The organism is Streptomyces lienomycini, from assembly GCF_027947595.1.
GTDB classification, from domain to species: Bacteria; Actinomycetota; Actinomycetes; order Streptomycetales; family Streptomycetaceae; genus Streptomyces; species Streptomyces lienomycini.
This window is the reverse complement of the sequence record NZ_CP116257.1, coordinates 7,018,748-7,041,474: the sequence shown is the minus strand read 5'-3', so window position 1 is coordinate 7,041,474 and position 22,727 is coordinate 7,018,748. Positions and strand designations below refer to the sequence as shown.

16 protein-coding genes and 2 pseudogenes are annotated in these 22,727 nt (G+C 72.7%); 10 read left to right on the top strand and 8 right to left on the bottom strand.

Features of this window, described 5'->3' with window-relative positions; all coding sequences use genetic code 11:
- Positions 1-52: 52 nt before the first annotated feature.
- The 5 genes and pseudogenes from BJ961_RS32080 to BJ961_RS32060 all read right to left on the bottom strand — a co-directional run bounded on the left by BJ961_RS32080 (position 53) and on the right by BJ961_RS32060 (position 5,722).
- Entirely contained in the window at positions 53-1,363 is a 1,311-nt protein-coding gene (locus tag BJ961_RS32080; RefSeq protein ID WP_271416266.1) for a DUF58 domain-containing protein, read from the bottom strand.
- Positions 1,363-2,355: an AAA family ATPase gene (locus BJ961_RS32075; RefSeq protein WP_271416265.1), complete on the bottom strand. Its 993-nt coding sequence runs from the start codon at positions 2,353-2,355 to the stop codon at positions 1,363-1,365. Before BJ961_RS32075 ends, BJ961_RS32080 begins: the two co-directional genes overlap by 1 nt.
- Complete coding sequence (locus tag BJ961_RS32070) at positions 2,352-3,569, bottom strand: DUF4350 domain-containing protein (RefSeq protein ID WP_271416264.1); 1,218 nt, start codon at positions 3,567-3,569, stop codon at positions 2,352-2,354. Before BJ961_RS32070 ends, BJ961_RS32075 begins: the two co-directional genes overlap by 4 nt.
- A complete protein-coding gene (locus tag BJ961_RS32065; RefSeq protein ID WP_381159076.1) occupies positions 3,566-4,345 on the bottom strand; it encodes a DUF4129 domain-containing protein in 780 nt (259 codons plus the stop codon). The genes BJ961_RS32070 and BJ961_RS32065 overlap by 4 nt, the downstream gene beginning before the upstream one ends.
- Before the next feature lie 4 nt (positions 4,346-4,349).
- Positions 4,350-5,722, bottom strand: a pseudogene (locus BJ961_RS32060) (glycerophosphoryl diester phosphodiesterase membrane domain-containing protein).
- 140 nt (positions 5,723-5,862) lie between these two features.
- On the opposite strand from BJ961_RS32060, the pseudogene mtnA reads away from it, so the two are divergent.
- The 7 genes and pseudogenes from mtnA (at position 5,863) to BJ961_RS32025 (ending at position 14,792) form a co-directional block, all read left to right on the top strand.
- Positions 5,863-7,004: pseudogene (gene mtnA / locus BJ961_RS32055) on the top strand (S-methyl-5-thioribose-1-phosphate isomerase).
- Between the two features lie 4 nt (positions 7,005-7,008).
- Entirely contained in the window at positions 7,009-7,698 is a 690-nt protein-coding gene (gene mtrA, locus BJ961_RS32050; protein WP_003975799.1) for a two-component system response regulator MtrA, read from the top strand.
- 1 nt (position 7,699) lies between these two features.
- Positions 7,700-9,787 carry an MtrAB system histidine kinase MtrB gene (gene mtrB / locus BJ961_RS32045; RefSeq protein ID WP_271416262.1) on the top strand — a complete coding sequence of 696 codons (2,088 nt, stop codon included), beginning with the start codon at positions 7,700-7,702 and terminating at the stop codon, positions 9,785-9,787.
- Positions 9,777-11,624: an LpqB family beta-propeller domain-containing protein gene (locus BJ961_RS32040; RefSeq protein WP_271416261.1), complete on the top strand. Its 1,848-nt coding sequence runs from the start codon at positions 9,777-9,779 to the stop codon at positions 11,622-11,624. The genes mtrB and BJ961_RS32040 overlap by 11 nt, the downstream gene beginning before the upstream one ends.
- 260 nt (positions 11,625-11,884) lie before the next feature.
- Positions 11,885-12,796 (top strand): ComF family protein, encoded by a 912-nt coding sequence (locus BJ961_RS32035; protein ID WP_271416260.1) that lies wholly within the window; start codon positions 11,885-11,887, stop codon positions 12,794-12,796.
- Between the two features lie 313 nt (positions 12,797-13,109).
- Positions 13,110-13,802 (top strand): ribosome hibernation-promoting factor, HPF/YfiA family, encoded by a 693-nt coding sequence (gene hpf, locus BJ961_RS32030; protein ID WP_271416259.1) that lies wholly within the window; start codon positions 13,110-13,112, stop codon positions 13,800-13,802.
- Between the two features lie 225 nt (positions 13,803-14,027).
- A complete protein-coding gene (locus BJ961_RS32025; RefSeq protein WP_271416258.1) occupies positions 14,028-14,792 on the top strand; it encodes a response regulator in 765 nt (254 codons plus the stop codon).
- A gap of 46 nt (positions 14,793-14,838) precedes the next feature.
- Here the strand turns inward: BJ961_RS32025 and BJ961_RS32020 are convergent, their stop codons facing one another.
- Together BJ961_RS32020 and BJ961_RS32015 are read right to left on the bottom strand one after the other, a co-directional pair.
- Positions 14,839-16,014, bottom strand: a complete 1,176-nt coding sequence (locus BJ961_RS32020; protein ID WP_271416257.1) for a winged helix-turn-helix domain-containing protein — start codon at positions 16,012-16,014, stop codon at positions 14,839-14,841.
- Between the two features lie 47 nt (positions 16,015-16,061).
- The gene (locus BJ961_RS32015; RefSeq protein ID WP_271416256.1) at positions 16,062-16,628 is read right to left on the bottom strand and encodes a GNAT family N-acetyltransferase; all 567 of its coding nucleotides are present in this window, start codon (positions 16,626-16,628) and stop codon (positions 16,062-16,064) included.
- Positions 16,629-16,915: 287 nt separating this feature from the next.
- Between BJ961_RS32015 and secA the strand changes: the two genes are divergently transcribed.
- Positions 16,916-19,759 (top strand): preprotein translocase subunit SecA, encoded by a 2,844-nt coding sequence (secA, locus tag BJ961_RS32010; protein ID WP_271416255.1) that lies wholly within the window; start codon positions 16,916-16,918, stop codon positions 19,757-19,759.
- Positions 19,760-19,875: 116 nt separating this feature from the next.
- Here secA and BJ961_RS32005 read toward each other — a convergent pair whose 3' ends face one another.
- On the bottom strand, positions 19,876-20,349 hold the full coding sequence (locus BJ961_RS32005) for an Rv3235 family protein (protein WP_271416254.1): 474 nt from the start codon (positions 20,347-20,349) through the stop codon (positions 19,876-19,878).
- A 916-nt stretch (positions 20,350-21,265) separates the two neighbouring features.
- Here BJ961_RS32005 and BJ961_RS32000 point away from each other — a divergent pair.
- Positions 21,266-21,769 (top strand): DUF6912 family protein, encoded by a 504-nt coding sequence (locus tag BJ961_RS32000; RefSeq protein ID WP_271416253.1) that lies wholly within the window; start codon positions 21,266-21,268, stop codon positions 21,767-21,769.
- Between the two features lie 58 nt (positions 21,770-21,827).
- Positions 21,828-22,499, top strand: coding sequence for an HAD family hydrolase (locus BJ961_RS31995; RefSeq protein WP_271416252.1), 672 nt, complete (start codon positions 21,828-21,830; stop codon positions 22,497-22,499).
- Positions 22,500-22,727 lie beyond the last annotated feature (228 nt).

Here is a 22,727-nt window from a genome sequence, read left to right as displayed (position 1 = left end):
TCTGCGTTTAAGGGCTGTTGAGGCTGAGCGGGGCCTTTGGCGGCCCCGCCGGTTACAGGCGGCCCGTCGCCTTCAGTTCGAGGTAGGCATCCGCGAGGGCCGGAGGAAGGGCGTCCGGAGTCGCGTCGACGACCGTTACGCCGTACCGGCGGAGTCGGTCGGCGGTACGCCGGCGTTCCGACTGCGCCTGCGCGGCCGCCGCGGCCTCGTAGACGGCGTCCACGTCGCCACGGGCATCGGCCATGTGGGAGACGTGCGGGTCCGCCACCGAGGCCACCAGGACGGTGTGGCGCTGAGTCAGCTGTGGCAGGACCGGCAGCAGCCCTTCCTCGATCGGGGCCGCGTCGAGTGTCGTGAACAGAACGATCAGGGAGCGTCGGGGAGCCGCCCGCACCGCGGTGGCGGCCAGCCCGCGCGCGTCGGTCTCCACCAGCTCTGGCTCCAAGGTCGCCATCGCGTTGACCAGCGACGGAAGGACGTCGCCTGCCGTGCGGCCCTGGACCAGGGCGCGCACCCGGCGGTCGTGAGCGAGGAGGTCGACCCGATCGCCGGCGCGCGAGGCCAGGGCGGCCAGGAGCAGAGCGGCGTCCATGGAGGCGTCCAGGCGGGGGGCGTCGCCCACACGGCCCGCCGAGGTACGGCCGGTGTCGAGGACGAGCAGGATGTGCCGGTCGCGCTCGGGGCGCCAGGTTCGTACGGCGACGTTGGACTGGCGGGCCGTGGCGCGCCAGTCGATGGAACGGGTGTCGTCACCGGGAACGTACTCGCGCAGGCTGTCGAACTCCGTGCCCTCGCCGCGGGTGAGGACACTGGTGCGGCCGTCGAGTTCGCGGAGGCGGGCCAGCTTTGAGGGCAGGTGCTTGCGACTGGTGAACGGGGGGAGGACCCGTACCGTCCACGGAACCCGGTGGGTGCCTTGGCGGGTGAAGAGGCCCAGAGGGCCGTACGAGCGGATCGTGACGCGGTCGGCCTGGCGGTCGCCGCGGCGGGTGGGCCGCAGACGCGTCGTGACGCGGCGGCGTTCGCCCGGCGGGACCGTGAGGCTGTGGCGGGAGGAAGCCGTCTCGGTGCCCGGCTGCCAGCTGCTGGGCGGCCAGGCGTCACGGAGTCGGGCCCGCAGCGGACGGCCCGACGGGTTGGCGACCGTCAGGGTCACGTCGGCGGTGTCGCCCAGACGGGCGGACGTGGCGCCGGAGCGGGACAGGCCCAGACGCCGGACGGGGGCGGCCAGGGCGAAGTCGCAGGCGCAGGCGGCGGCCAGCGGGGCGTTGACCGCGAGGATGCCCGTCCAGCTCGGGTCCCAGATGCCGATGGGGACGGAGCCCAGGGCCGCGATGAGCGCGGCGCGTCCGGTGAGTGCCATCAGCGGGGAACGGGGACGTGGGCGAGGATCGCGTTGATGACGGAGTCCGTGGTCACGCCCTCCATCTCGGCCTCCGGGCGGAGCTGGACCCGATGCCTGAGCGTCGGGAGGGCCAGGGCCTTCACGTCGTCCGGGGTGACGTAGTCGCGGCCCGTGAGCCACGCCCACGCGCGTGCGGTCGACAGCAGGGCCGTGGCCCCGCGCGGAGAGACGCCGAGAGTCAGCGACGGCGACTCGCGGGTGGCGCGGCAGAGGTCGACGACGTAGGCGGCGATCTCCGGGGAGACGGTCGTCTTGTCGACCTCTGCGCGGGCTTCGTCCAGGTCGGCGGCGCTCGCGACGGGGCGTACGCCGGCGGCGTGCAGGTCGCGCGGGTTGAAGCCGGCGGCGTGGCGGGTGAGGACGTCGATCTCGTCCTGGCGGGTGGGGAGGGGAACGGTGAGCTTGAGGAGGAAGCGGTCCAGCTGGGCTTCCGGAAGGGGGTAGGTGCCCTCGTACTCGACCGGGTTCTGGGTGGCGGCGACCAGGAAGGGCTCGGGGAGCGGGCGGGGCGTGCCGTCCACCGTGACCTGACGTTCCTCCATGGCCTCCAGGAGGGACGACTGGGTCTTCGGGGGCGTGCGGTTGATCTCGTCGGCGAGGAGCAGGTTGGTGAAGGCCGGGCCCGGCTGGAAGGAGAACTCGGCCGTGCGGGCGTCGTAGACCAGGGAGCCGGTGACGTCGCTCGGCATCAGGTCGGGGGTGAACTGGACGCGTTTGGTGTCGAGCTCGGTGGCCGCGGCGAGGGTGCGGACGAGGAGGGTCTTGGCGACTCCGGGGACGCCTTCGAGGAGCACGTGGCCGCGGCACAGGAGCGCCACGACGAGACCGGTCACGGCGGCGTCCTGGCCGACCACGGCCTTGGCGATCTCGGCGCGCAGGGCCTCAAGGGCGGCGCGGGCGTTGCCCGGGGCCGCGCTCTGCCCGGCGTTGTCAGTGGTCGGGTCCATCATGGACGGCGTACCTCTCTTTCGAGGGCGTCGAGTTGGTCGGTGAGTGCGATGAGGGCCGCGTCGTCGCCGGGCGGCGGGCCGAAGAGGAGCGTGTGCAGGGACTGTCCGTCCTCCGGAGTGCCGTGGAGGTGGGCGGACAGGGCGGGCAGCAGGGACTCGGGCGTGTGCGCCTGGGTGACGGGGACGCCTACGAGAGGGGCGAGGCGGGTGCGGGTGGCGGAGCGAAGAGCGGTGGCCGCGCGGTCGCGGGCGTTCGCCTTGCGGTAGAGGCGGGCGCGGCCTTCGACGGTCTCGGAGGCGCGGATCGCGACGGGGAGTTTCTCGGGCACCAGGGGGCCGAGTCGGCGTGCCCGCCACAGGGCGGCGAGGGCGGCGGCGACGAAGAGTTGCAGGGTGCCCCAGAGCCAGCCGGAGGGGAGCAGGTCGAAGAAGCTTCGTTCGTCGTCCGGTTCCGGGAGGTCGGAGAGGGAGGGGAGGTACCAGACCAGATGGTCGCGGGAGCCGAGGAGTTGGAGGGCGAGCGACGCGTTGCCGTGCTCGTCGAGGCGTTTGTTGACGAGGATGTCGGGAGCGCCGAGGACGACGGTGTCGCCCCGGGTGCCCCCCGGGGATGCCTTCGCCGACGGGTCGGGGACGCGCAGCAGGGTGGCCAGACGGCGGCTGGGGTAGCAGGCGTCGGCTTCGAGGTGGGTGCTGTAGCGCAGGCCGCCCGTGTCGGCGTCGCCCGCGCGCCGGGCGGCGGGCAGGTCGCAGGCGGGGGCCAGTGTGGAGTCGAAGCTGATCGCGGGGTCGGCGGTGACACCGGGTGCGAGGCGTTCGACGGCCGGGCCGCCGGGGGCGACGAGGACGGTGCGGCCACCGGAGCCGTAGGTCGCGGCGTGCAGTTCCGTCTGCTGGCGTTCCGTCAGGAGGTCGGGAGCGGCGACCAGCACGGTGGTGTCCGGGCCCGCCGCCGCTTTCGCTTCGTCCAGGGTGCCGACCACGCGCGTGGCGACCCCCCGGTCGGCGAGGAGTTCGGCGACGGCGCGGCTGCCGTAGGGGTCGGCGGAGCGCGGGTCGAGTTCGCCGTGCCGGGTGTCGGAGCGGACGACGGCGATCGCGACGGCTCCGACGAGCAGCAGGACGAGGGCGAGGGCGATGCCCCGCGCGCGAGTCCACACCTGCCGGGCGGTGGGCGAGGCCGCGGTGGCCGGGAACGTGGCCTCGGTGGTCATCCGGCGGCTCCCCGGCGGGTGCCCCGGCCCGTGTCCGTCGGGCTGCCGGCCGTGCTGCTCGTCAGCTGCGGCTTGCCGCGTTCCAGGTCGTGGTCGAGTTCGCACAGACGCCGGTACGACTGCTCGCTGCCGGGCCGGCCGCCGTACGCGACGTCGTCGAAGTCCCGGGCGGCGGTGCGGAGCCGGTCGCCGTGGGCGGGCAGGGCGAGGCCGGCCTCGGTGGCCGCCTCGTCGGCGGTGCGGCCGGGGCGGATGTCGAGCAGGGCGCGCTCCTCCAGGGATCGGACGATGGCCCGCATGCGTTCCTGGACCGCCTGGTTCCAGTGGCCCTGGGCGGCGTGTGCCTGCGCGGCGGCTCGATGGTCGGCGGCGCTGCGGGGACGGTCGTCGAACAGCGCGGGGGCGGAGGCCGGGGCGCGGCGCGGCGTCCCCAGGCGCCACCACAGGGCGCCCAGCAGCGCCACGACGGCCACGATGACGACGACCAGGCCGAGTGTCCCCCCGGGCGTCGCGGTGGACGCCTTGCCGAACAGTTCGCCGACCCAGTCCCAGAAGGCGTTCAGGGCCCGCTGGAACCAGCTGGGATCGTTCTCGTGGTACATGCCTTTGGACAGCTCGCGTTGCGCCGCCTCCCGCGCGGGATCGCGCGGAATCGTCACCGGCGGTTCGTCGCCGGAGCGCGACAGCGACAGCGCGGCGGCGTCGCCGAACCGCGTCGCCGTTCGTACGACGGTGCGTGACAGCACCTCTGTGAGAACACCCCCCGCCGGGCTCACCCCATCAGCTCCCCGGGACGGCGCCGGGGGAGCCGGGGCCCCGGGTACCGGCGGCGCGGGACAGTTCGAGGTCGAGGGCCTCGCGGCGGATGCGCTGGTCGATGTAGAGCAGCACGGTCACGCCCGCCGTGATCGGAAAGGTGATCATGGAGCCGATCACCGAGCCGATGCCGCTGACCAAGAGGAACGTCCAGCCGAGTCCGCCGGTGCCCTCCAGGAAGCCGCTGACGCCGTCGCCGCCGACGGCCGCGGCGAGGAAGGCGAAGGGGATGACGATGATCGACGCGACGACGTTGGCGATGACCGTGGCGAGCAGCTGGATGCCGAAGACACGCCACCAGGAGCCGCGCACCAGCTTCACCGAGCGGCCCATCGCCTTCTTGATGCCCTGCTTCTCCAGCATCAGCGCCGGGGAGGCCAGCGAGAAGCGGACCATGAGCCACACGGCGACGATGCCGCCTCCGAGGAAGCCCAGGACGGTCAGGGCCACTCCGGCCCCTACGCCGGCCGCGGCCGTGACGATGAGGCCGGGTGCCATGGCGACGGTGACGATGCCGAAGACGATGAGCAGCAGCAGGAGGATCAGGCCGAACAGCTTCAGCACCTGGGGGCGGGCGTCGCGCCAGGCCTCGGCGGTGGTCACGGGCCTGCCGAGGACGGCGCGGCTGGTGACGGTGGTGAGCAGGGCGGTGGCCAGGACGGTGCCGATCAGGGAGATCAGGAAGACGACGCCCGAGTTGATCGTGGTGTCGGTCAGCGCGTCGCCGAGTTCGCTCAGGGAGGCGTCGGGGTCGTTGAGGACGTCGGCGCTGGTGTCGTCCAGGACGAGGCCCTGGAGCAGTACGACGATGACCTCGGTGAAGACGGCGACGGTCAGGGAGATGCCCAGGACGGTGCGCCAGTAGGTGCGCATGGTGGAGACCGCGCCGTCGAGGATCTCGCCGACGCCGAGCGGGCGGAGCGGGATCACGCCGGGCTTGGCCGCGGGAGGGGGACCGCCCCAGCCGCTGCCCCAGCCACCGTGCCCACCGGGGGCGCCGTAGCCGCCGCCAGGGCCGCCCCAGCCCCCGGGGCCCCCGTAGCCGCCGCCGGGAGGGCCGGGAGGCGGTGCGCCCCAGCCCGGGCCGGGCGGCGGGGGAGGCGGGGCCTGGCCCGGGCCCGCCGGGCCGGTGGGCGCGGACCACTGGCCGGGGGCGGCTGCTCCTTGGACCACTTCGTGCCGGGGCTCGTCGGTTCCGCACCCGGACGGTCCGCGGGCGGCGCGGGCCGGTCGGGGCCGGCGGGGCGGTCGGCCGGCTCGGCGGGGCCGGACGCGCCGGGCTCCCGCCCGTCGGACGGGGCGGATCCGGGCGAGGCCCAGCCCGGAGTGTCGTTCATCGTCGCTCCTTCACGGTGCCCGTCCGCGGTCGCGGCGGCAGGTTGGCAGCCATCGTGCCATGGGGGCGTCGGGTGCGGACCGGGCGCGGTAGGGGCTGCGCACCTTCAATTGTCCGTCGTACAGGGGGCAGACTGACCGCATGGCTGATCGAGACGCGCGAAGCGGCGAGGACAACCGGCCGACCGGCATACCGGTGCTCCGCTGGGAGGAGCCTCCCGAGGGGCCGGTGCTGGTGCTGTTGGACCAGACCAGGCTCCCGGCCGAGGAGGTCGAGCTGGTCTGCACGGACCCGGCCGCGCTCGTGGAGGCGATCCGCTCGCTCGCCGTGCGCGGGGCACCGGTGCTGGGCATCGCGGGCGCCTACGGGGTCGCGCTCGCCGCCGTGCGGGGCTTCGAGGTGGCCGAGGCCGCGGCCGCGCTGCAGGGCGCCCGTCCCACGGCGGTGAACCTCGCCGTGGGGGTGCGCCGGGCGCAGACCGCCCACCAGGACGCGCTCGCCAGGACCGGTGACGCCGGGCAGGCCGCGGCGGCGGCGCTGGCGCGGCGCGGGCGCTGCACCGGGAGGACGCCGAGGCCAGCGCCCGGATGGCCGCGCACGGACTGGCGCTGCTCGACGAGCTGCTGCCCGCCGGAGGACACCGCGTCCTCACCCACTGCAACACCGGAGCGCTGGTGTCGGGCGGCGAGGGGACCGCCTTCGCGGTGGCGCTCGCGGCGCACCGCTCGGGGCGGCTGCGGCGCCTGTGGGTGGACGAAACGCGTCCCTTGCTGCAAGGTGCTCGCCTGACGGCATACGAGGCGGCCCGCAACGACATGGCGTACACCTTGCTCACCGACAACGCGGCGGGTTCGCTGTTCGCGGCGGGTGAGGTGGACGCGGTGCTCATCGGCGCGGACCGCATCGCCGCCGACGGTTCGGTGGCGAACAAGGTGGGGAGCTATCCGCTCGCGGTGCTCGCGCGCTACCACCATGTGCCGTTCATCGTGGTGGCGCCGGTCACGACGATGGATCCGCAAACGCCGGACGGGGCGTCCATCGAGGTGGAGCAGCGCCCCGGATATGAAGTGACCGAGGTCACAGCACCTCAGGTGCCGGTGGCGGGAGCGGGAGGCGGGATTCCGGTGGCACCCCTGGGGACCCAGGCGTACAACCCGGCGTTCGACGTGACCCCGCCCGAACTGGTGACGGCGATCGTCACCGAAGAGGGCGTGGTTTCTCCCGTGACGGCCGAGGCCCTGGCCGCGCTGTGTGCCAGGTCACGCCAGGTAACGATTAGCTAATGGGATGATGTCGTTTATGAAGGGACGAGTCCTTGTCGTCGACGACGACACCGCACTGGCCGAGATGCTCGGCATTGTGCTGCGTGGTGAGGGTTTTGAGCCATCTTTCGTAGCCGACGGCGACAAGGCGCTGGCCGCCTTCCGGGAGACCAAGCCCGACCTGGTGCTGCTCGACCTGATGCTGCCCGGTCGGGACGGCATCGAGGTGTGCCGCCTGATCAGGGCGGAGTCGGGCGTGCCGATCGTGATGCTGACGGCGAAGAGTGACACCGTCGACGTCGTGGTCGGTCTCGAGTCGGGTGCCGACGACTACATCGTGAAGCCGTTCAAGCCGAAGGAGCTGGTGGCCCGCATCCGGGCACGCCTGCGCAGGTCGGAGGAACCGGCGCCCGAGCAGCTCGCCATAGGCGACCTGGTCATCGACGTGGCCGGTCACTCCGTGAAGCGGGACGGGCAGTCGATCGCGCTGACGCCGCTGGAGTTCGACCTGCTGGTGGCGCTGGCCCGCAAACCGTGGCAGGTGTTCACGCGCGAGGTGCTCCTCGAGCAGGTCTGGGGCTACCGGCACGCCGCCGACACCCGGCTGGTCAACGTGCATGTGCAGCGGCTGCGCTCCAAGGTCGAGAAGGACCCGGAGAAGCCGGAGATCGTGGTGACCGTCCGCGGGGTCGGTTACAAGGCCGGACCGAGCTGACATGACCAGGGACAGTGCCGCTTCGGCGCCCGGGTCCGGGGCCCGCGCCGGGCGGCCTGTCGGCCCCGAGCCCGGCGGGGACAAGCCACCCGGCTCGCGCTGGAGCCGTCTGCTGGAGGGCGGGCTGCTCCACGGCGGGGTGCAGGGCAGCCCGGTGCTCCGTCTGTTCATGCGCTGGGTGCGCCGTCCGCTGCTGCCCGTCATGCGGCTGTGGCGGCGCAACATCCAGCTCAAGGTCGTCGCCACCACCCTGCTGATGTCGCTGGGTGTGGTGCTGCTGCTCGGCTTCGTGGTGATCGGGCAGGTCCGCAACGGCCTGCTGGACGCCAAGGTGAGGGCGTCCCAGAGCCAGGCCACCGGCGGGTTCACGGCGGCCAAGCAGAAGGCCGAGGAGGCGGCGAGCTCCGGCGGTGACGACACCACCCCGGCGGACGGCCGCCCCGCGCAGAACGTCATCCAGTGGATGAGCGAACTGGTGAAGTCGCTCTCCAGCGGCGGCCAGGGCGCCTTCGACGTCGTCACGCTCCCCATGGGCGGGGAGAGCGGCAGCGGACGCGGCCCGCGTGCCTCCGGCTCGGTCGTCTGGGAGGTCAGCGTCCCCGAGGACCTGCGGGACCGGATCGAGGACGGCACGGCCGCGGCCCAGAGCTACACCCGGATCGTCTACAAGTCCGGCCAGGACCCCCAGCCCGGACTGGTCATCGGCAAGCAGGTCAACGACCCGAACGGCGAGCCGTACCAGCTGTACTACCTCTTCCCGCTCACCCAGGAGGAGAAGTCGCTCAGCCTGGTCAGGGGCACCCTCGCGACGGCCGGGCTCTTCGTCGTCGTGCTGCTGGGAGCCATCGCCTGGCTCGTGGTGCGCCAGGTCGTCACGCCCGTACGGATGGCGGCGAGCATCGCCGAGCGGCTGTCCGCCGGGCGGCTGCAGGAACGGATGAAGGTCACCGGCGAGGACGACATCGCGCGCCTCGGCGAGGCCTTCAACAAGATGGCGCAGAACCTCCAGCTCAAGATCAGCCAGCTGGAGGACCTGTCGCGGATGCAGCGGCGGTTCGTCTCCGACGTCTCGCACGAGCTGCGGACACCCCTGACGACCGTACGGATGGCGGCCGACGTCATCCATGACGCGCGCGTGGACTTCGACCCGGTGACCGCACGGTCGGCGGAACTGCTCGCCGACCAGCTGGACCGGTTCGAGACCCTGCTCGCGGACCTGCTGGAGATCAGCCGCTTCGACGCGGGCGCCGCGGCGCTGGAGGCCGAGCCGATAGACCTCAGGGAGGTCGTACGGCGGGTCGTCAGCGGTGCGGAGCCGCTGGCCGAGCGCAAGGGCACGGGGGTGCGCGTAGTCGGCGACCAGCAGCCCGTCGTCGCCGAGGCGGACGCCCGGCGCGTGGAGCGCGTGCTGCGCAACCTCGTCGTCAACGCCGTCGAGCACGGTGAGGGCCGGGACGTCGTCGTCAAGCTCGCCGCCGCCGGGGGCGCGGTCGCCGTGGCGGTGCGCGACTACGGCGTCGGACTCAAGCCCGGCGAGGCCACCCGGGTCTTCAGCCGCTTCTGGCGGGCCGACCCGGCACGCGCGCGTACCACCGGCGGCACGGGACTCGGCCTGTCGATCGCCCTGGAGGACGCGCGGCTGCACGGCGGCTGGCTGCAGGCCTGGGGCGAGCCGGGTGGCGGCTCGCAGTTCCGGCTGACGCTGCCCAGGACCGCGGACGAGCCGCTGAGGGGTTCGCCGATACCGCTGGAGCCGACGGACTCGCGGCGCAATCGCGGGCTCCATGACGCGGGTCTCGACGACGCCGGTCGTCCGCGCGGCGCGGACCGGCCGGTGGGCGTCCCGGCGCAGGCGTCGGCCGGGCAGACCCCCTCGGGGTCCGCGCGGGGGCCGATAACCCCGCGCACGGCCACGGCGGCCCCCACGGCCGACCCGACGGCGCTGCCGGGCAACGGCGCGCGCGTGGTGCCCAAACCCGTGTCGGGCGCCCGGAGACAGGAGGGCGGGCCGGCCCGGGAGGCGGCGAGCCGCCCGGAGACCGGGCCGGAGGAATCGAGCAGGCAAGGGGAGGCATCTCGTGGGCGCTGACCGCGAGGGGGGCGGTCGGCGGGGGCCGGCACGCGTGATGGCGTACACGGCCTGCGGCGTCGTACTGCTGGCGGGGTGTGCGTCCATGCCCGACAGCGGCGACCTGCGGGGGGTGGAGTCCACGCCCCGGCAGGACCCGCAGGTACGGGTGTTCGCGATGCCGCCGCAGGAGGACGCCACGCCCTCCGACATCGTGCAAGGCTTCCTGGAAGCGCTGACCAGCGACGATCCGCACTACGAGACGGCGCAGAAGTACCTGACCCGTGACGCCGCGGAGAACTGGCGGCCGGAAGGGTCGGCGACGGTGCTCGCGGACGGCCCGGGAACCGAGTCCAACCACTCGGCCAACCGCGAGGACGCCAACGACTACTCGGTCACCCTGACCGGCACCAAGGTCGCGACGGTGGACGCGCAGCAGTCGTACTCGCCGGCCGACGGCTCGTACCGCCAGGTGGTGCACCTGACCCGGGACGAGAAGAGCGGGCAGTGGCGCATCGACGTGGTGCCGCAGGGCGTCGTCATGGGCAAGTCGGACTTCCAGCGGAACTACATGTCCGTCAACCGGTACTACTTCGCCTCGAACACCGCGGTGCGGGCGGACGCCGAGACCGGCCCGAGCCGGGAGCCGGCGGCGGTCGCCGACCCCGTCTACGTGCGCCGGCGCGTGGATCCGACGACCCAGGTGGTGCGGTCCCTGCTCAGCGGGCCGACGAGCCTGCTGAGCCCCGTCGTCAGGTCCAGCTTCCCGACCGGTACGGCGCTGGCGAAGGGCGTCGCCGGGCTGACGCCCGACGACCGCAGCAGGCTGACCGTGCCGTTGAACGACAAGGCGGCCCGCGCCGGTGCGGACAAGTGCGACGAGATGGCCGCACAGCTCCTCTTCACGCTGCAGAACCTCACCCCGACGGTGGAGGAGGTCGAACTGCGCTCGGGCGGCAAGCAGCTGTGCTCGCTGACCGAGGACCGGGTCGACACGGTCGCCACCCGCGGCTCGGCGCAGCGGCCCGACTACCTGTACTTCGTCGACGCCGACGACCGCGTGGTGCGGATCGCCGCGGGCAGCAACGGGACCCGGCCGGAGCCGGTGCCCGGCCCGCTGGGCGAGGGGCAGAAGGCCCTGCGGTCGGTGGCGGTCTCGCGCGACGAGCACAGCGCGGCGGGGATCTCCCTCGACAGCAAGTCGCTGTTCGTCGGTTCACTGGTGCCGGGCGGTTCGCTCGGTGAGCCGGTACTGGTCAGCGGGGGCAAGGCCGAGACCGACCGGCTGACCCCGCCCAGCTGGGACGCGCAGGGCGACCTGTGGATCGCCGACCGGAACCCGGCCGACCCGCGGCTGCTGCTGCTGAAGGAGGGCGGGGGCGACCCGGTGCAGGTGCGGACGCCGGGACTGGACGGGCGCGTTCAGGCCGTGCGGGTGGCCGCCGACGGGGTGCGGATCGCGCTCGTCGTGGAGAAGGGGGGCAAGCGGTCCCTGCTCATCGGACGGATCGAACGGGACGAGAAGGCCGGCGAACCGCCTGCGGTCACCGTTCTCGAACTGCGCTCCGCGACCCCCGAGCTGGAAGAGGTCACGGCCATGTCGTGGGCCGGTGACAGCCGGCTCGTGGTGGTCGGGCGCGAGCGCGGGGGCGTCCAGCAGATCGGCTACGTCCAGGTCGACGGCTCGACGCCGGAAGCCTCGGTGCCCGCGGCGCTGACCGGCGTGAAGGAGATCGCCGCGACCGAGGACGAGCGGCTGCCGCTGGTGGCGTACTCGGAGGACATGATCGTGCGGCTGCCGTCCGGGCTCCAGTGGCAGAAGGTGACGGAGGGGACCGCGCCGGTCTATCCGGGGTGAGGCGCCCGTGGTCCGGGGCGGTGTACCGCTGCGGGGAGGGGTGCGCGGCGTTGCCCGCCACCGGTGTGTGCCGCTGCCCCGGACCGGTGCGCCACTGTCCCCGAGGGGCTGTCCCACCGCCCTGACGGGGTCGGGCGTTCACTCGTGCGGGGGGTACGCGGAGTCGGCCGTCCGGGGTTTTCCACAGAGCGTCGGGAAGGTGGCGGGCCGGTTTTCCACAGGCTCAGCAGGGTCCCTCAGGTGTGGGCACAGTGGTTGCCATGCGGGGAACACGGACAGTGCGTGGATGGTGGCAGGACCTGACGGACCTGGTGCTGCCGGCCGAGTGCGGGGGCTGCGGCAGAGGTCGCGCCGTGCTCTGCCCCCGGTGCCGTACGGCGCTGGGCGGAGCCCCGCCGTGCCGGGTGCGTCCGGCGCCGGAGCCGCCCGGCCTGCCCGCGGTGCACGCGGCCGCGCCCTACGTGGACGAGGTCCGGGCCACCCTGCTCGCCCACAAGGAGCGGGGCGTACTGGCCCTCACGGCACCGCTCGGGGCGGCGCTGGCGGGGGCGGTGCGGTTCGGGCTGCGGGAGGCGCCCGGGGAGGCGTGGCCGAGCGACGCCGGCACGGGAGCCGGGTGCGTGCGGAGACCCCTGCTGCTCGTACCCGTGCCGTCGGCACCCGTAGCGGTGCGCACGCGGGGCCACGACCCCGCGCGACGGATCGCCCTCGCGGCCGCGGGGGAGCTGCGGCGCACCGGGACGTCCGCCCGGGTGCTGGCCGTGCTGCGGCAGCGGCACGCCGTGGTGGACCAGACGGGGCTCGACGCCCGGCAGCGGTTGGCCAACCTGGCCGGCGCGCTGGCGGTGGCTCCGGGCGGCGTCGGGCTGCTGCGCGGCGGCGGAGCGGTCGTTCTGGTCGACGACCTCATGACGACGGGCGCCTCGTTGTCCGAGGCGGCCCGTGCGGTGCGCGCGGCGACGGACACCGCCGTTGAGCGGCGGACCGGGCCCGGCACGTACCGGAGCACGAGATCGGCTGTGTATCCGGCGGCCGCAGGGGAAGGCAGAGAGGAACGGAAGACCGGGCCCCGAATGACGGGCTCACACGAAGGCGGTGGCGTGATCCGTGAAGCGATCTGCGCGGCAGTGGTCGCGGCCCCACCCGATTCCTTCGAAACAAACCGGAACTGACTGAGAACTTACGACGTTGCAGGTAATGAGAGGGCCAATTCACCGGAACGGAGGTACACCGCGGTAGAGGGTGACGACATCCGTCCGGGCGAGATATGTTCGGTTGTGAGGAAAAGCCGCAGGCCACACCTCTCGAATCTGAATGCCGTGCTGCGGGTTTCACCGTCATCACCCGCGCCGGTGGAGTGGAGATCGCGCCCGCGGGGGAGGAGGTGGACGTCACCGAGTCCGAGGTTTCGGGATGGACCGGAACCTGGTGCAAAAGGGAGATGCTCCGCCATTGAAGCGGGGCGATCCGGGAACGGAGTTCTGCGTGGACATCGTCGTCAAGGGCCGCAAGACCGAGGTGCCCGAGCGGTTCCGGAAGCACGTGGCCGAGAAGCTGAAGCTGGAGAAGATCCAGAAGCTCGATGGCAAGGTGATCAGCCTCGACGTCGAGGTGTCCAAGGAGCCGAACCCCCGGCAGGCCGACCGCTGTGACCGAGTGGAGATCACGCTCCGCTCCCGCGGTCCGGTGATCCGGGCCGAGGCGGCGGCGAGCGACCCCTACGCGGCGCTCGACCTGGCGGCGGAGAAGCTGGGCGCACGGCTGCGCAAGCAGCACGACAAGCGCTTCTCGCGCCGTGGCGCGCGTCGGATCTCGGCGGCCGAGGTCGCCGACCACGTACCCGGAGCGGCGACGCTCGACGGGAACGGCGCCGTCGTTCCGACGGAGAGGCAGGACGGCGTCCCCACCAAGAAGATCGGCTCGCTGGAGGTCCAGGGCGACGGCCCGCTCGTCGTCCGGGAGAAGACCCACGTGGCCGCCCCGATGTCCCTCGACCAGGCGCTCTACGAGATGGAGCTGGTCGGGCACGACTTCTACCTGTTCGTCGACTCCGAGACGAAGGAGCCCAGCGTGGTCTACCGGCGGCACGCCTACGACTACGGCGTGATCCACCTGACCACGGACACGATGGTCACGCAGGCGCACGCTCCCGACGCGGGCGACGCGCTCGGCGGCTGACCTCGCCGGGTGACCGCTGACCGGTGCCCCTGGAGTGCGTGTGCGCCCCCAGGGGCACCGGTGTGCGACGGTGCGCGAGGGTGTGCGACCCCCTTGGCTGCCCGCTCGGGCACCCCGGTGTCGGCGGGGCATGGAATCATGGCGGCAACGGCCCAACCGGTGGGTCGTTGCTCTGGGTTGGCGATGGCTCAGGACCTCGGGCCACAGCCTTCAGGGGGAGGAACGATGGCGGACAGTTTCGGACCGATGCGGGGCGCGGGCGTCGACCACGGAATCGACGACGGGGCCGTCGGCATGGGCCCGGACGCGGACGCGGCCTCCGCACGCGACGAGCCGATCAGGGTCCTGGTGGTGGACGACCACGCCCTCTTCCGCCGCGGCCTGGAGATCGTGCTCGCGGCCGAGGAGGACATCCAGGTCGTCGGAGAGGCCGGTGACGGCGCCGAGGCCGTGGAGAAGGCCGCCGACCTGCTGCCCGACATCGTCCTGATGGATGTGCGGATGCCGAAGCGGGGCGGTATCGAGGCCTGCACCTCCATCAAGGAGGTGGCCCCCAGCGCCAAGATCATCATGTTGACGATCAGCGACGAGGAGGCCGACCTCTACGACGCGATCAAGGCGGGCGCGACCGGTTATCTCCTCAAGGAGATCTCGACGGACGAGGTGGCCACCGCCATTCGAGCGGTGGCCGACGGGCAGTCCCAGATCAGCCCGTCCATGGCGTCGAAACTGCTCACCGAGTTCAAGTCGATGATCCAGCGGACGGACGAACGCCGACTGGTGCCCGCGCCCCGGCTCACGGACCGGGAGCTGGAGGTCCTCAAGCTCGTCGCCACGGGAATGAACAACCGGGACATCGCCAAGGAACTGTTCATTTCCGAGAACACCGTGAAGAACCACGTACGCAACATCCTGGAGAAACTCCAGCTGCACTCCAGGATGGAGGCCGTGGTGTACGCGATGCGGGAGAAGATCCTCGAGATCCGGTGAGCCGGTTCCCGGGGCCCCGGTTCCCCTCCCCGGTGCCCGGCCCCGGTCAGCCGAGCAGCCGGGACAGTTCTGCGGTGAGCGCGTCGCGCAGGTCCGGTGCGTCCACCCGCTCCACGCGCACGTCCGTGCAATCCACCCAGCTCGCCGCCTCGACCAGGGCCTGCGCCACCGCGGGAGCCGCCTTGGAGCCGGCCAGCGTGACCTGCTTGGCGACCAGCGTGCGTCCCTCGCGGGCCGGGTCCACCCGGCCGACCAGCCGACCGCCGGCCAGGACCGGCATCGCGAAGTAGCCGTGCACCCGCTTGTGCCTGGGCACGTACGCCTCCAGGCGATGGGTGAAGCCGAAGATCCGCTCCGTGCGCGCCCGCTCCCAGACGAGGGAGTCGAAGGGGGAGAGCAGCGTGGTGCGGTGGCGTCCGCGCGGAGGAGTCTCCAGGGCCGCCGGGTCCGCCCAGGCCGGCCGCCCCCAGCCCTGCACCGTGACCGGCACCAGGCCCGAGTCGGCGATCACGGCGTCGACCTGCTCGGCCTTGAGACGGTGGTAGTCCGCGATGTCCGCGCGCGTGCCGACGCCCAGGGACCGACCGGCCAGGCGGACCAGGCGGCGCACGCACTCGGTGTCGTCCAGGTCGTCGTGGAGCAGCGCGGCCGGGACCGCGCGCTCGGCCAGGTCGTACACCCGCTTCCAGCCGCGGCGTTCCACGCACACCACCTCGCCGTACATGAGCGCGCGCTCGACGGCGACCTTCGTGCCCGACCAGTCCCACCACTCACTGGTCTTCTTCGCGCCGCCCAGGTCCGTCGCGGTCAGCGGGCCCTCGGCGCGCAGCTGCTCGATGACGCGGTCGTAGTCGCCGTCGGGGAGGTGGTGGTTCCAGTGCGGGCGGTTGCGGTAGGCGCGGCGGCGGAAGGCGAAGTGCGGCCACTCCTCGATGGGCAGGACGCAGGCGGCGTGGGACCAGTACTCGAAGGCGTGGGTGTCCGTCCAGTAGGCGTCGTCGACGGTGCGGCGGCCGACGGCGCCCAGGCGGGCGTACGGGACGAGCTCGTGGGAGCGGGCAAGGACCGAGATGGTGTCGAGTTGCACCGCGCCCAGGTGACGGAGGACACCGCGGACGCCCGCGCGGCGGTCGGGGGCGCCGAGGAAACCCTGCGCGCGGAGGGCGAGACGGCGGGCCTCGTCTGCGGACAGTTCCGTGGCGGGGGGCGGGAGGGTCGTCATACGTCCGCACGATAGGCGGTGGGTCTGACAGCGGGGCCGGGGTCGCCTTACGGCGCCGGGAGGTACGGGGACGTGGACGGGAGGGAGAGGTCGGAGGGCAGGAGCGAACCGACCCAGCAGTCGCGGCGTACGCCCTTGTTGTTGATCGCGGAGCGCAGCGTGCCCTCCACGGTGTAGCCCGCACGCCGGGCCACCGCGCGGGAGGCCGTGTTGCCGACCTCGGCACGCCACTCCAGGCGGTCCACGGCCCGCTCCGTGAACGCCCAGCGGGAGGCGGCGACGGCGGCCTCGGTGACGTAGCCCCGGCCGCGATGCTCCTTGGTGCCCCAGAACCCGATCTCGCCGACGCCCAGGGAGATCATCGTGACGCCGAGCATGCCCACCAGGTCCCCGGCGGGGAGGAAGAGGCCGAAGGTGAACATCGAGTCGTTCGCCCAGCCGTCGGGGACCAGCTGCTCCGTGAAGCTCCGCGCGTGCTCCGGAAGGTAGGGGGAGGGAATCGTCGTCCAGCGCCGGATGTCGGGGTCCTGCGCGGCGGCGTACACGGCCTCGGTGTCCTGGGGGCCGACCGTGCGCAGGACGAGGCGGTCGGTGGTGAGCGTGACGGGTTCCATCGGCCGATTCTGCGCGGAGCCCGGTGGCGGACGCCATTCCTGTGCCGTCTTTGCCGAGTGTGAATGATCGATCACGTTCCGTGCGATTCGTCGAGGGGTGCGGCACCATCCGCGGTGCCCGGACGTTGAACGGGTGACAGCGGACAGCGAAGCTGGACGCAAGGAGTGGACGGTCCCCGTTACGGCAGCCTCCCGGGGCGGTGGGGTCCTCGCATACGATGGCCGTTGCTCAGTCCGTCAAAGGAAACCGACCGTCCCAGGCCCGACCGGCAAGGAGACCAACCCCCGTGTCCGTCCTCTCGAAGCTCATGCGTGCAGGCGAAGGCAAGATCCTGCGCAAGCTGCACCGCATCGCGGACCAGGTCAACTCCATCGAAGAGGACTTCGCTGACCTCTCCGACGCCGAGCTGCGGGCCCTCACCGACGAGTACAAGCAGCGCTACGCCGACGGTGAGAGCCTTGACGACCTGCTGCCCGAAGCCTTCGCGACCGTCCGCGAGGCCGCCAAGCGCGTGCTGGGCCAGCGCCACTACGACGTGCAGATCATGGGCGGCGCGGCCCTGCACATGGGTTATGTGGCCGAGATGAAGACCGGTGAGGGCAAGACCCTCGTCGGCACCCTGCCCGCCTACCTCAACGCCCTGTCCGGCGAGGGCGTGCACATCGTCACGGTCAACGACTACCTGGCCGAGCGCGACTCCGAGATGATGGGCCGCGTCCACAAGTTCCTGGGTCTGAACGTCGGCTGCATCCTCGCCAACCAGACCCCGGCCCAGCGCCGCGAGATGTACGGCTGCGACATCACCTACGGCACGAACAACGAGTTCGGCTTCGACTACCTGCGCGACAACATGGCGTGGTCCAAGGACGAACTCGTCCAGCGCGGCCACAACTTCGCCATCGTCGACGAGGTCGACTCCATCCTCGTCGACGAGGCCCGTACGCCGCTGATCATCTCCGGCCCGGCCGACCAGGCCACCAAGTGGTACGGCGACTTCGCCAAGCTGGTCACCCGCCTGAAGAAGGGGGAGGCCGGCAACACCCTCAAGGGCATCGAGGAGACCGGCGACTACGAGGTCGACGAGAAGAAGCGCACCGTCGCCATCCACGAGTCGGGCGTCGCCAAGGTCGAGGACTGGCTGGGCATCGACAACCTCTACGAGTCGGTGAACACCCCCCTCGTCGGCTACCTGAACAACGCCATCAAGGCCAAGGAACTCTTCAAGAAGGACAAGGACTACGTCGTCCTCGACGGCGAAGTCATGATCGTCGACGAGCACACCGGCCGTATCCTCGCCGGCCGCCGCTACAACGAGGGCATGCACCAGGCGATCGAGGCGAAGGAAGGGGTGGACATCAAGGACGAGAACCAGACGCTCGCCACGATCACCCTCCAGAACTTCTTCCGCCTCTACAAGCGCCACGACCACGACGACAAGGAACAGCCCGGTCTGTCCGGCATGACCGGTACGGCGATGACCGAGGCCGCCGAGTTCCACCAGATCTACAAGCTCGGCGTGGTGCCCATCCCGACCAACCGGCCGATGGTCCGCAAGGACCAGTCCGACCTGATCTACCGCACCGAGGTCGCCAAGTTCGAGGCGGTCGTCGACGACATCGAGGAGAAGCACCGCAAGGGCCAGCCGATCCTCGTCGGCACCACCTCGGTCGAGAAGTCCGAGTACCTCTCGCAGCAGCTCAGCAAGCGCGGTGTCCAGCACGAGGTGCTCAACGCCAAGCAGCACGACCGGGAGGCGACGATCGTCGCCCAGGCGGGCCGCAAGGGCTCCGTCACGGTGGCCACGAACATGGCCGGCCGTGGTACGGACATCAAGCTCGGCGGCAACCCCGAGGACCTCGCGGAGGCGGAGCTGCGCCAGCGGGGCCTCGACCCCGAGGAGCACATCGAGGAGTGGGCGGCGGCCCTGCCCGCCGCGCTGGAGCGCGCCGAGCAGGCGGTCAAGGCCGAGTTCGAAGAGGTCAAAGACCTCGGCGGCCTCTACGTCCTCGGTACCGAGCGGCACGAGTCGCGCCGTATCGACAACCAGCTGCGCGGTCGTTCCGGCCGTCAGGGCGACCCCGGCGAGTCCCGCTTCTACCTCTCCCTGGGCGACGACCTGATGCGGCTGTTCAAGGCCCAGATGGTCGAGCGCGTGATGTCGATGGCCAACGTCCCCGACGACGTGCCGATCGAGAACAAGATGGTCACGCGCGCGATCGCCTCCGCACAGTCGCAGGTCGAGACGCAGAACTTCGAGACGCGTAAGAACGTCCTGAAGTACGACGAGGTGCTCAACCGCCAGCGCGAGGTCATCTACGGCGAGCGGCGCCGCGTCCTGGAGGGCGAGGACCTGCAGGAGCAGATCCAGCACTTCATGAACGACACGATCGACGCCTACGTGCAGGCCGAGACCGCCGAGGGCTTCCCGGAGGACTGGGACCTCGACCGGCTGTGGGGCGCCTACAAGCAGCTCTACCCGGTGAAGGTCACCGTCGAGGAGCTGGAGGAGGCGGCCGGCGACCGGGCCGGACTGACCGCGGACTACATCGCGGAGTCCATCAAGGACGACATCATGGAGCAGTACGAGGCGCGTGAGGCGCAGCTCGGCTCCGAGATCATGCGTGAGCTGGAGCGCCGGGTCGTCCTGTCGGTCCTGGACCGCAAGTGGCGCGAGCACCTCTACGAGATGGACTACCTCCAGGAGGGCATCGGTCTGCGCGCGATGGCGCAGAAGGACCCGCTGGTCGAGTACCAGCGCGAGGGCTTCGACATGTTCCAGGCCATGATGGAGGGCATCAAGGAGGAGTCCGTCGGCTACCTGTTCAACCTGGAGGTCCAGGTCGAGCAGCAGGTCGAGGAGGTCCCGGTCGAGGACACGGCACCGTCGCTGGAGAAGGACGTCCAGGACGCGGTCCCGGCCCAGACGGGGGCCCGTCCGGAGATCCGGGCCAAGGGCCTTGACGCGCCGCAGCGTCGTGACCTGCACTTCTCCGCGCCGACCGTGGACGGCGAGGGCGGGGTCGTCGAGGGTGAGTTCACCGACGGCGAGGCCGGTCAGGCCCAGTCCGACGGGCTCACGCGCGCGGAGCGCCGCAAGCAGGCGAAGGGCGGACGGCGCCGCAAGAAGTGACGGTGCGGGGCCTGCGGGCGCCGTAGCGGTCGGGAAGGGCCGGTCACCCCGCGGGTGACCGGCCCTTCCGGTCTGTCCGGGCCCGGGCCCGCTCGCACGCGCCGCACGCGCCCGCTTCAGTCGTCGTCGGCCCGGGGACCGCGGGGACCGCCGAGTTCCACCGCCGTGCAGCGCCAGCGCAGGTCCCTGCCCTGCTCCAGGCGGAAGGCCATGGCGCGCAGCCGGTCGCCCGCGCCGATGCGGGCGAAGACCTCCAGGGCGCCCGGCCGGGGCTCGAAGTACCCGATGTCGCGGACGACGGGCAGGGCGCCGCGGGTGCGCAGGGGCCCGCGTTCGGCGAGGTGGGCCAGGTCGTCGTAGGCGCGGCCGACCGTGTGGCGGAGCATCGAGTGGACGGGGCGCCGCCCGCTGAGGACGCCGAGGAGCAGCTCGGCGAAGTGGTCGGTGGGCCGGAGCTGCGGAACGGGGCGGCGCGGGGCCTGCGCGGGGACACGGGGCGCTGTGGCGGGCCGGGTGGACGGGCGGGCCGGGGTGGCCGGGCGCGTGACAGGGACCGTGCGGGCGCTCCCGGTGGGGCCCGGTGTGGACACCGTGGCGTGGCCAGGGCCGGGGCGGCGCCGTAGCCGGGCCGGGGAGCGTGGAGGGGCGCACCCCGGAGGCCGTGGTGGGGTGGGGCGCAGGGGGCGGGCCGGGGGTGCCCGGTGCCTCGGCGGGCCCCGTCCTGGCGGCACGGGCCGGGCCGCCGGGCGTAGGCGGACGGGTGTCCGCAGGCCGCGTACGGGACCGCTGGGACCGGCCGGGGAACCCGGCGGACGTCCGCCGGGGCCGCGGCGCGTGTGGTGCGTCCGCCGGGCCTGCGGGGCGGGAGCCCGCCGGGCATGCGTGGCGCGGCCTCGGCGAGGTCGGCCGGCGCTTCTCCCGGGCCGTGGGAGGCGGGGGTGCCGGGTGTGCGGGAGGTGGGGGCGGTCGGCAGTGTAGGGCCGGGCGGCAGGGGCGCGGGGCCGACGCCGGAGGCGTGGGGCGGGCCGGCCGTGGGACCGGTCGGTGGCGTGCGACGGGGCGGCTGGAGTGCCGGGCCGGGGCCGGGGCCCCGGGGCGGGGCGGGGGCGAGGGAGCCGTCCGGCGTGGGGAAGGGCGGGTTGCTCGGGCGGAGCTGGGTCCTGGTCATGACCTTGCGCAAGGGGGTCCCCGTTCGGCGGCCCGGGCGATACCGGGCGGTAACTTCGTCGTCGGGGATCTTGTACGGGGTGGAGGGGCGGCACGGCAAGGAGGCGGGCCACCGCGTCGAGGGGGCAGGAAGGTTCACCTATCCGAGTGACCGGGGTGGTCGTGGAGCCCGGCGCGGTGCGGGTGGGCCGGGTGAATTCCGGGCCCGGGGTGGACGCGTCGGACGCCCAGGGTGGGAACCCGAAAGGGGACACCCGCACGTATCCTGAAGGCTCCTTCCGGCCTCCGGCCCGTCCTCGTCCCGTCCCGTCCCGTCCCGATCACGAAAGCGGCAGACTCATGCGCGTCTACGTCCCCCTGACCCTGCCCGGCCTCGCGGAGGCGCACCGGACGGGGGAGCTGGGGACCGGGCCGCTCGCGGCCTACGCCGTCACGCCCGCGCTGCGCGAGTGGTACCGGTCGCAGGACACGGAGGAGCTGGAGTACGCCGCCCTGAACCGTGCCGCGCTGGCCTCGCTGCGACTGCTGGCGGCCGACGCGGCGGCGTCGCGGCGCCGGGTCGTGGTCGCCGCCGACGTGCCCGACGCCGCCGTCTCCTCCGGCTCCGACCGGGACCTCGACCGGGCCGCGCCGGGCGAGGTCCGGCTCTCCGGGCCCCTGCCGCTGGCCAAGGCGGCCTCGGTGCACGTCGACTCCGCCGACGCGGAGGCGGACGTGACCGCCGCGGCCGAGGCCCTCGCGGCGGCCGACGGCGGGGACGACGAGGCCCTGTTCGTCGTGGACGGAGCGGAGGAGCACGAACTGCTGTGGTACGCGACGCAGGAGCTCCCGAACCTGGTGTGACCAGGCCGTTCACACCGCGGCCCGCCGATTGTCAGTGGCGGCGGGTACGTTTTCGGGCATGGGGATGCACACGGGCGCACACATCGTGTGGGACTGGAACGGCACGCTGTTCCACGACAACGACGCGATCATCGGCGCGACGAACGCGGCCTTCGCCGAGCTGGGACTGACGCCGATCACGCTGGAGCAGTACCGGGCGCTGTACTGCGTGCCCGTGCCGAAGTTCTACGAGCGGCTGATGGGGCGGCTGCCCACCGACGCCGAGTGGCAGGTCATGGACGCCACCTTCCAGCGGCACTACACCGCGCACCGGGGCCGGTGCCGGCTCACCGAGGGGGCCACGGAGCTGCTCGCCGGGTGGCGGTCGGCGGGGCGCAGCCAGTCGATCCTCAGCATGTACGGCCATGACGAGCTGGTGCCGCTGGTCAAGGGGCTGGGGATCGAGACGCACTTCATACGCGTCGACGGGCGGACCGGGCCCTCCGGCGGCAGCAAGGCCGAGCACATGGTGCGCCACCTCGCGGAGCTGGCGCTGACCGGCGTCGAACCCGCTCGCACGGTGGTGATCGGGGACGCCGCGGACGACGCGGTGGCGGCGCGGCACGTGGGCGCCGCAGCGGTGCTGTACACCGGGGGATCGCACAGCCGGGCCAGTCTCGAGGGCGTCGGGGTGCCGGTGGTGGACACGCTGGGGGAGGCCGTGGTGGTGGCGGAGCGGCTGGCGGCATGACGGCGCCGCGAGGCCGTGCCCCGCGGCCGGTCCCGCGGCTCTTCCGCGACGCGTCCCGCGGCTGTGCGGAACGTCCAACTTGCGGGTCCGGTTTTGTACACAAGCGGCTCATGACGGGGAGCCCGGGCGGGGCGATAGCCTGGTGGCGTGATCAGCGCGATAGTTCGCGGGGGCACTGGTGCCCCTGCCCTGCGCCCGGCACGCACGGACGACATCCGTGGCCGGGCG

What these genes read in the sequence shown, in the direction of transcription:
- BJ961_RS31995 (WP_271416252.1), top strand. Translation starts at nt 21,828, where the DNA reads ATGGGGATGCACACGGGCGCACACATCGTGTGGGACTGGAACGGCACG.
- mtrA (WP_003975799.1), top strand. Translation starts at nt 7,009, where the DNA reads ATGATGTCGTTTATGAAGGGACGAGTCCTTGTCGTCGACGACGACACC.
- BJ961_RS32020 (WP_271416257.1), bottom strand. Translation starts at nt 16,014, where the DNA reads ATGACGACCCTCCCGCCCCCCGCCACGGAACTGTCCGCAGACGAGGCC.
- mtrB (WP_271416262.1), top strand. Translation starts at nt 7,700, where the DNA reads ATGACCAGGGACAGTGCCGCTTCGGCGCCCGGGTCCGGGGCCCGCGCC.
- BJ961_RS32000 (WP_271416253.1), top strand. Translation starts at nt 21,266, where the DNA reads ATGCGCGTCTACGTCCCCCTGACCCTGCCCGGCCTCGCGGAGGCGCAC.
- BJ961_RS32075 (WP_271416265.1), bottom strand. Translation starts at nt 2,355, where the DNA reads ATGATGGACCCGACCACTGACAACGCCGGGCAGAGCGCGGCCCCGGGC.
- BJ961_RS32025 (WP_271416258.1), top strand. Translation starts at nt 14,028, where the DNA reads ATGGCGGACAGTTTCGGACCGATGCGGGGCGCGGGCGTCGACCACGGA.
- BJ961_RS32035 (WP_271416260.1), top strand. Translation starts at nt 11,885, where the DNA reads ATGCGGGGAACACGGACAGTGCGTGGATGGTGGCAGGACCTGACGGAC.
- BJ961_RS32015 (WP_271416256.1), bottom strand. Translation starts at nt 16,628, where the DNA reads ATGGAACCCGTCACGCTCACCACCGACCGCCTCGTCCTGCGCACGGTC.
- BJ961_RS32080 (WP_271416266.1), bottom strand. Translation starts at nt 1,363, where the DNA reads ATGGCACTCACCGGACGCGCCGCGCTCATCGCGGCCCTGGGCTCCGTC.
- BJ961_RS32070 (WP_271416264.1), bottom strand. Translation starts at nt 3,569, where the DNA reads ATGACCACCGAGGCCACGTTCCCGGCCACCGCGGCCTCGCCCACCGCC.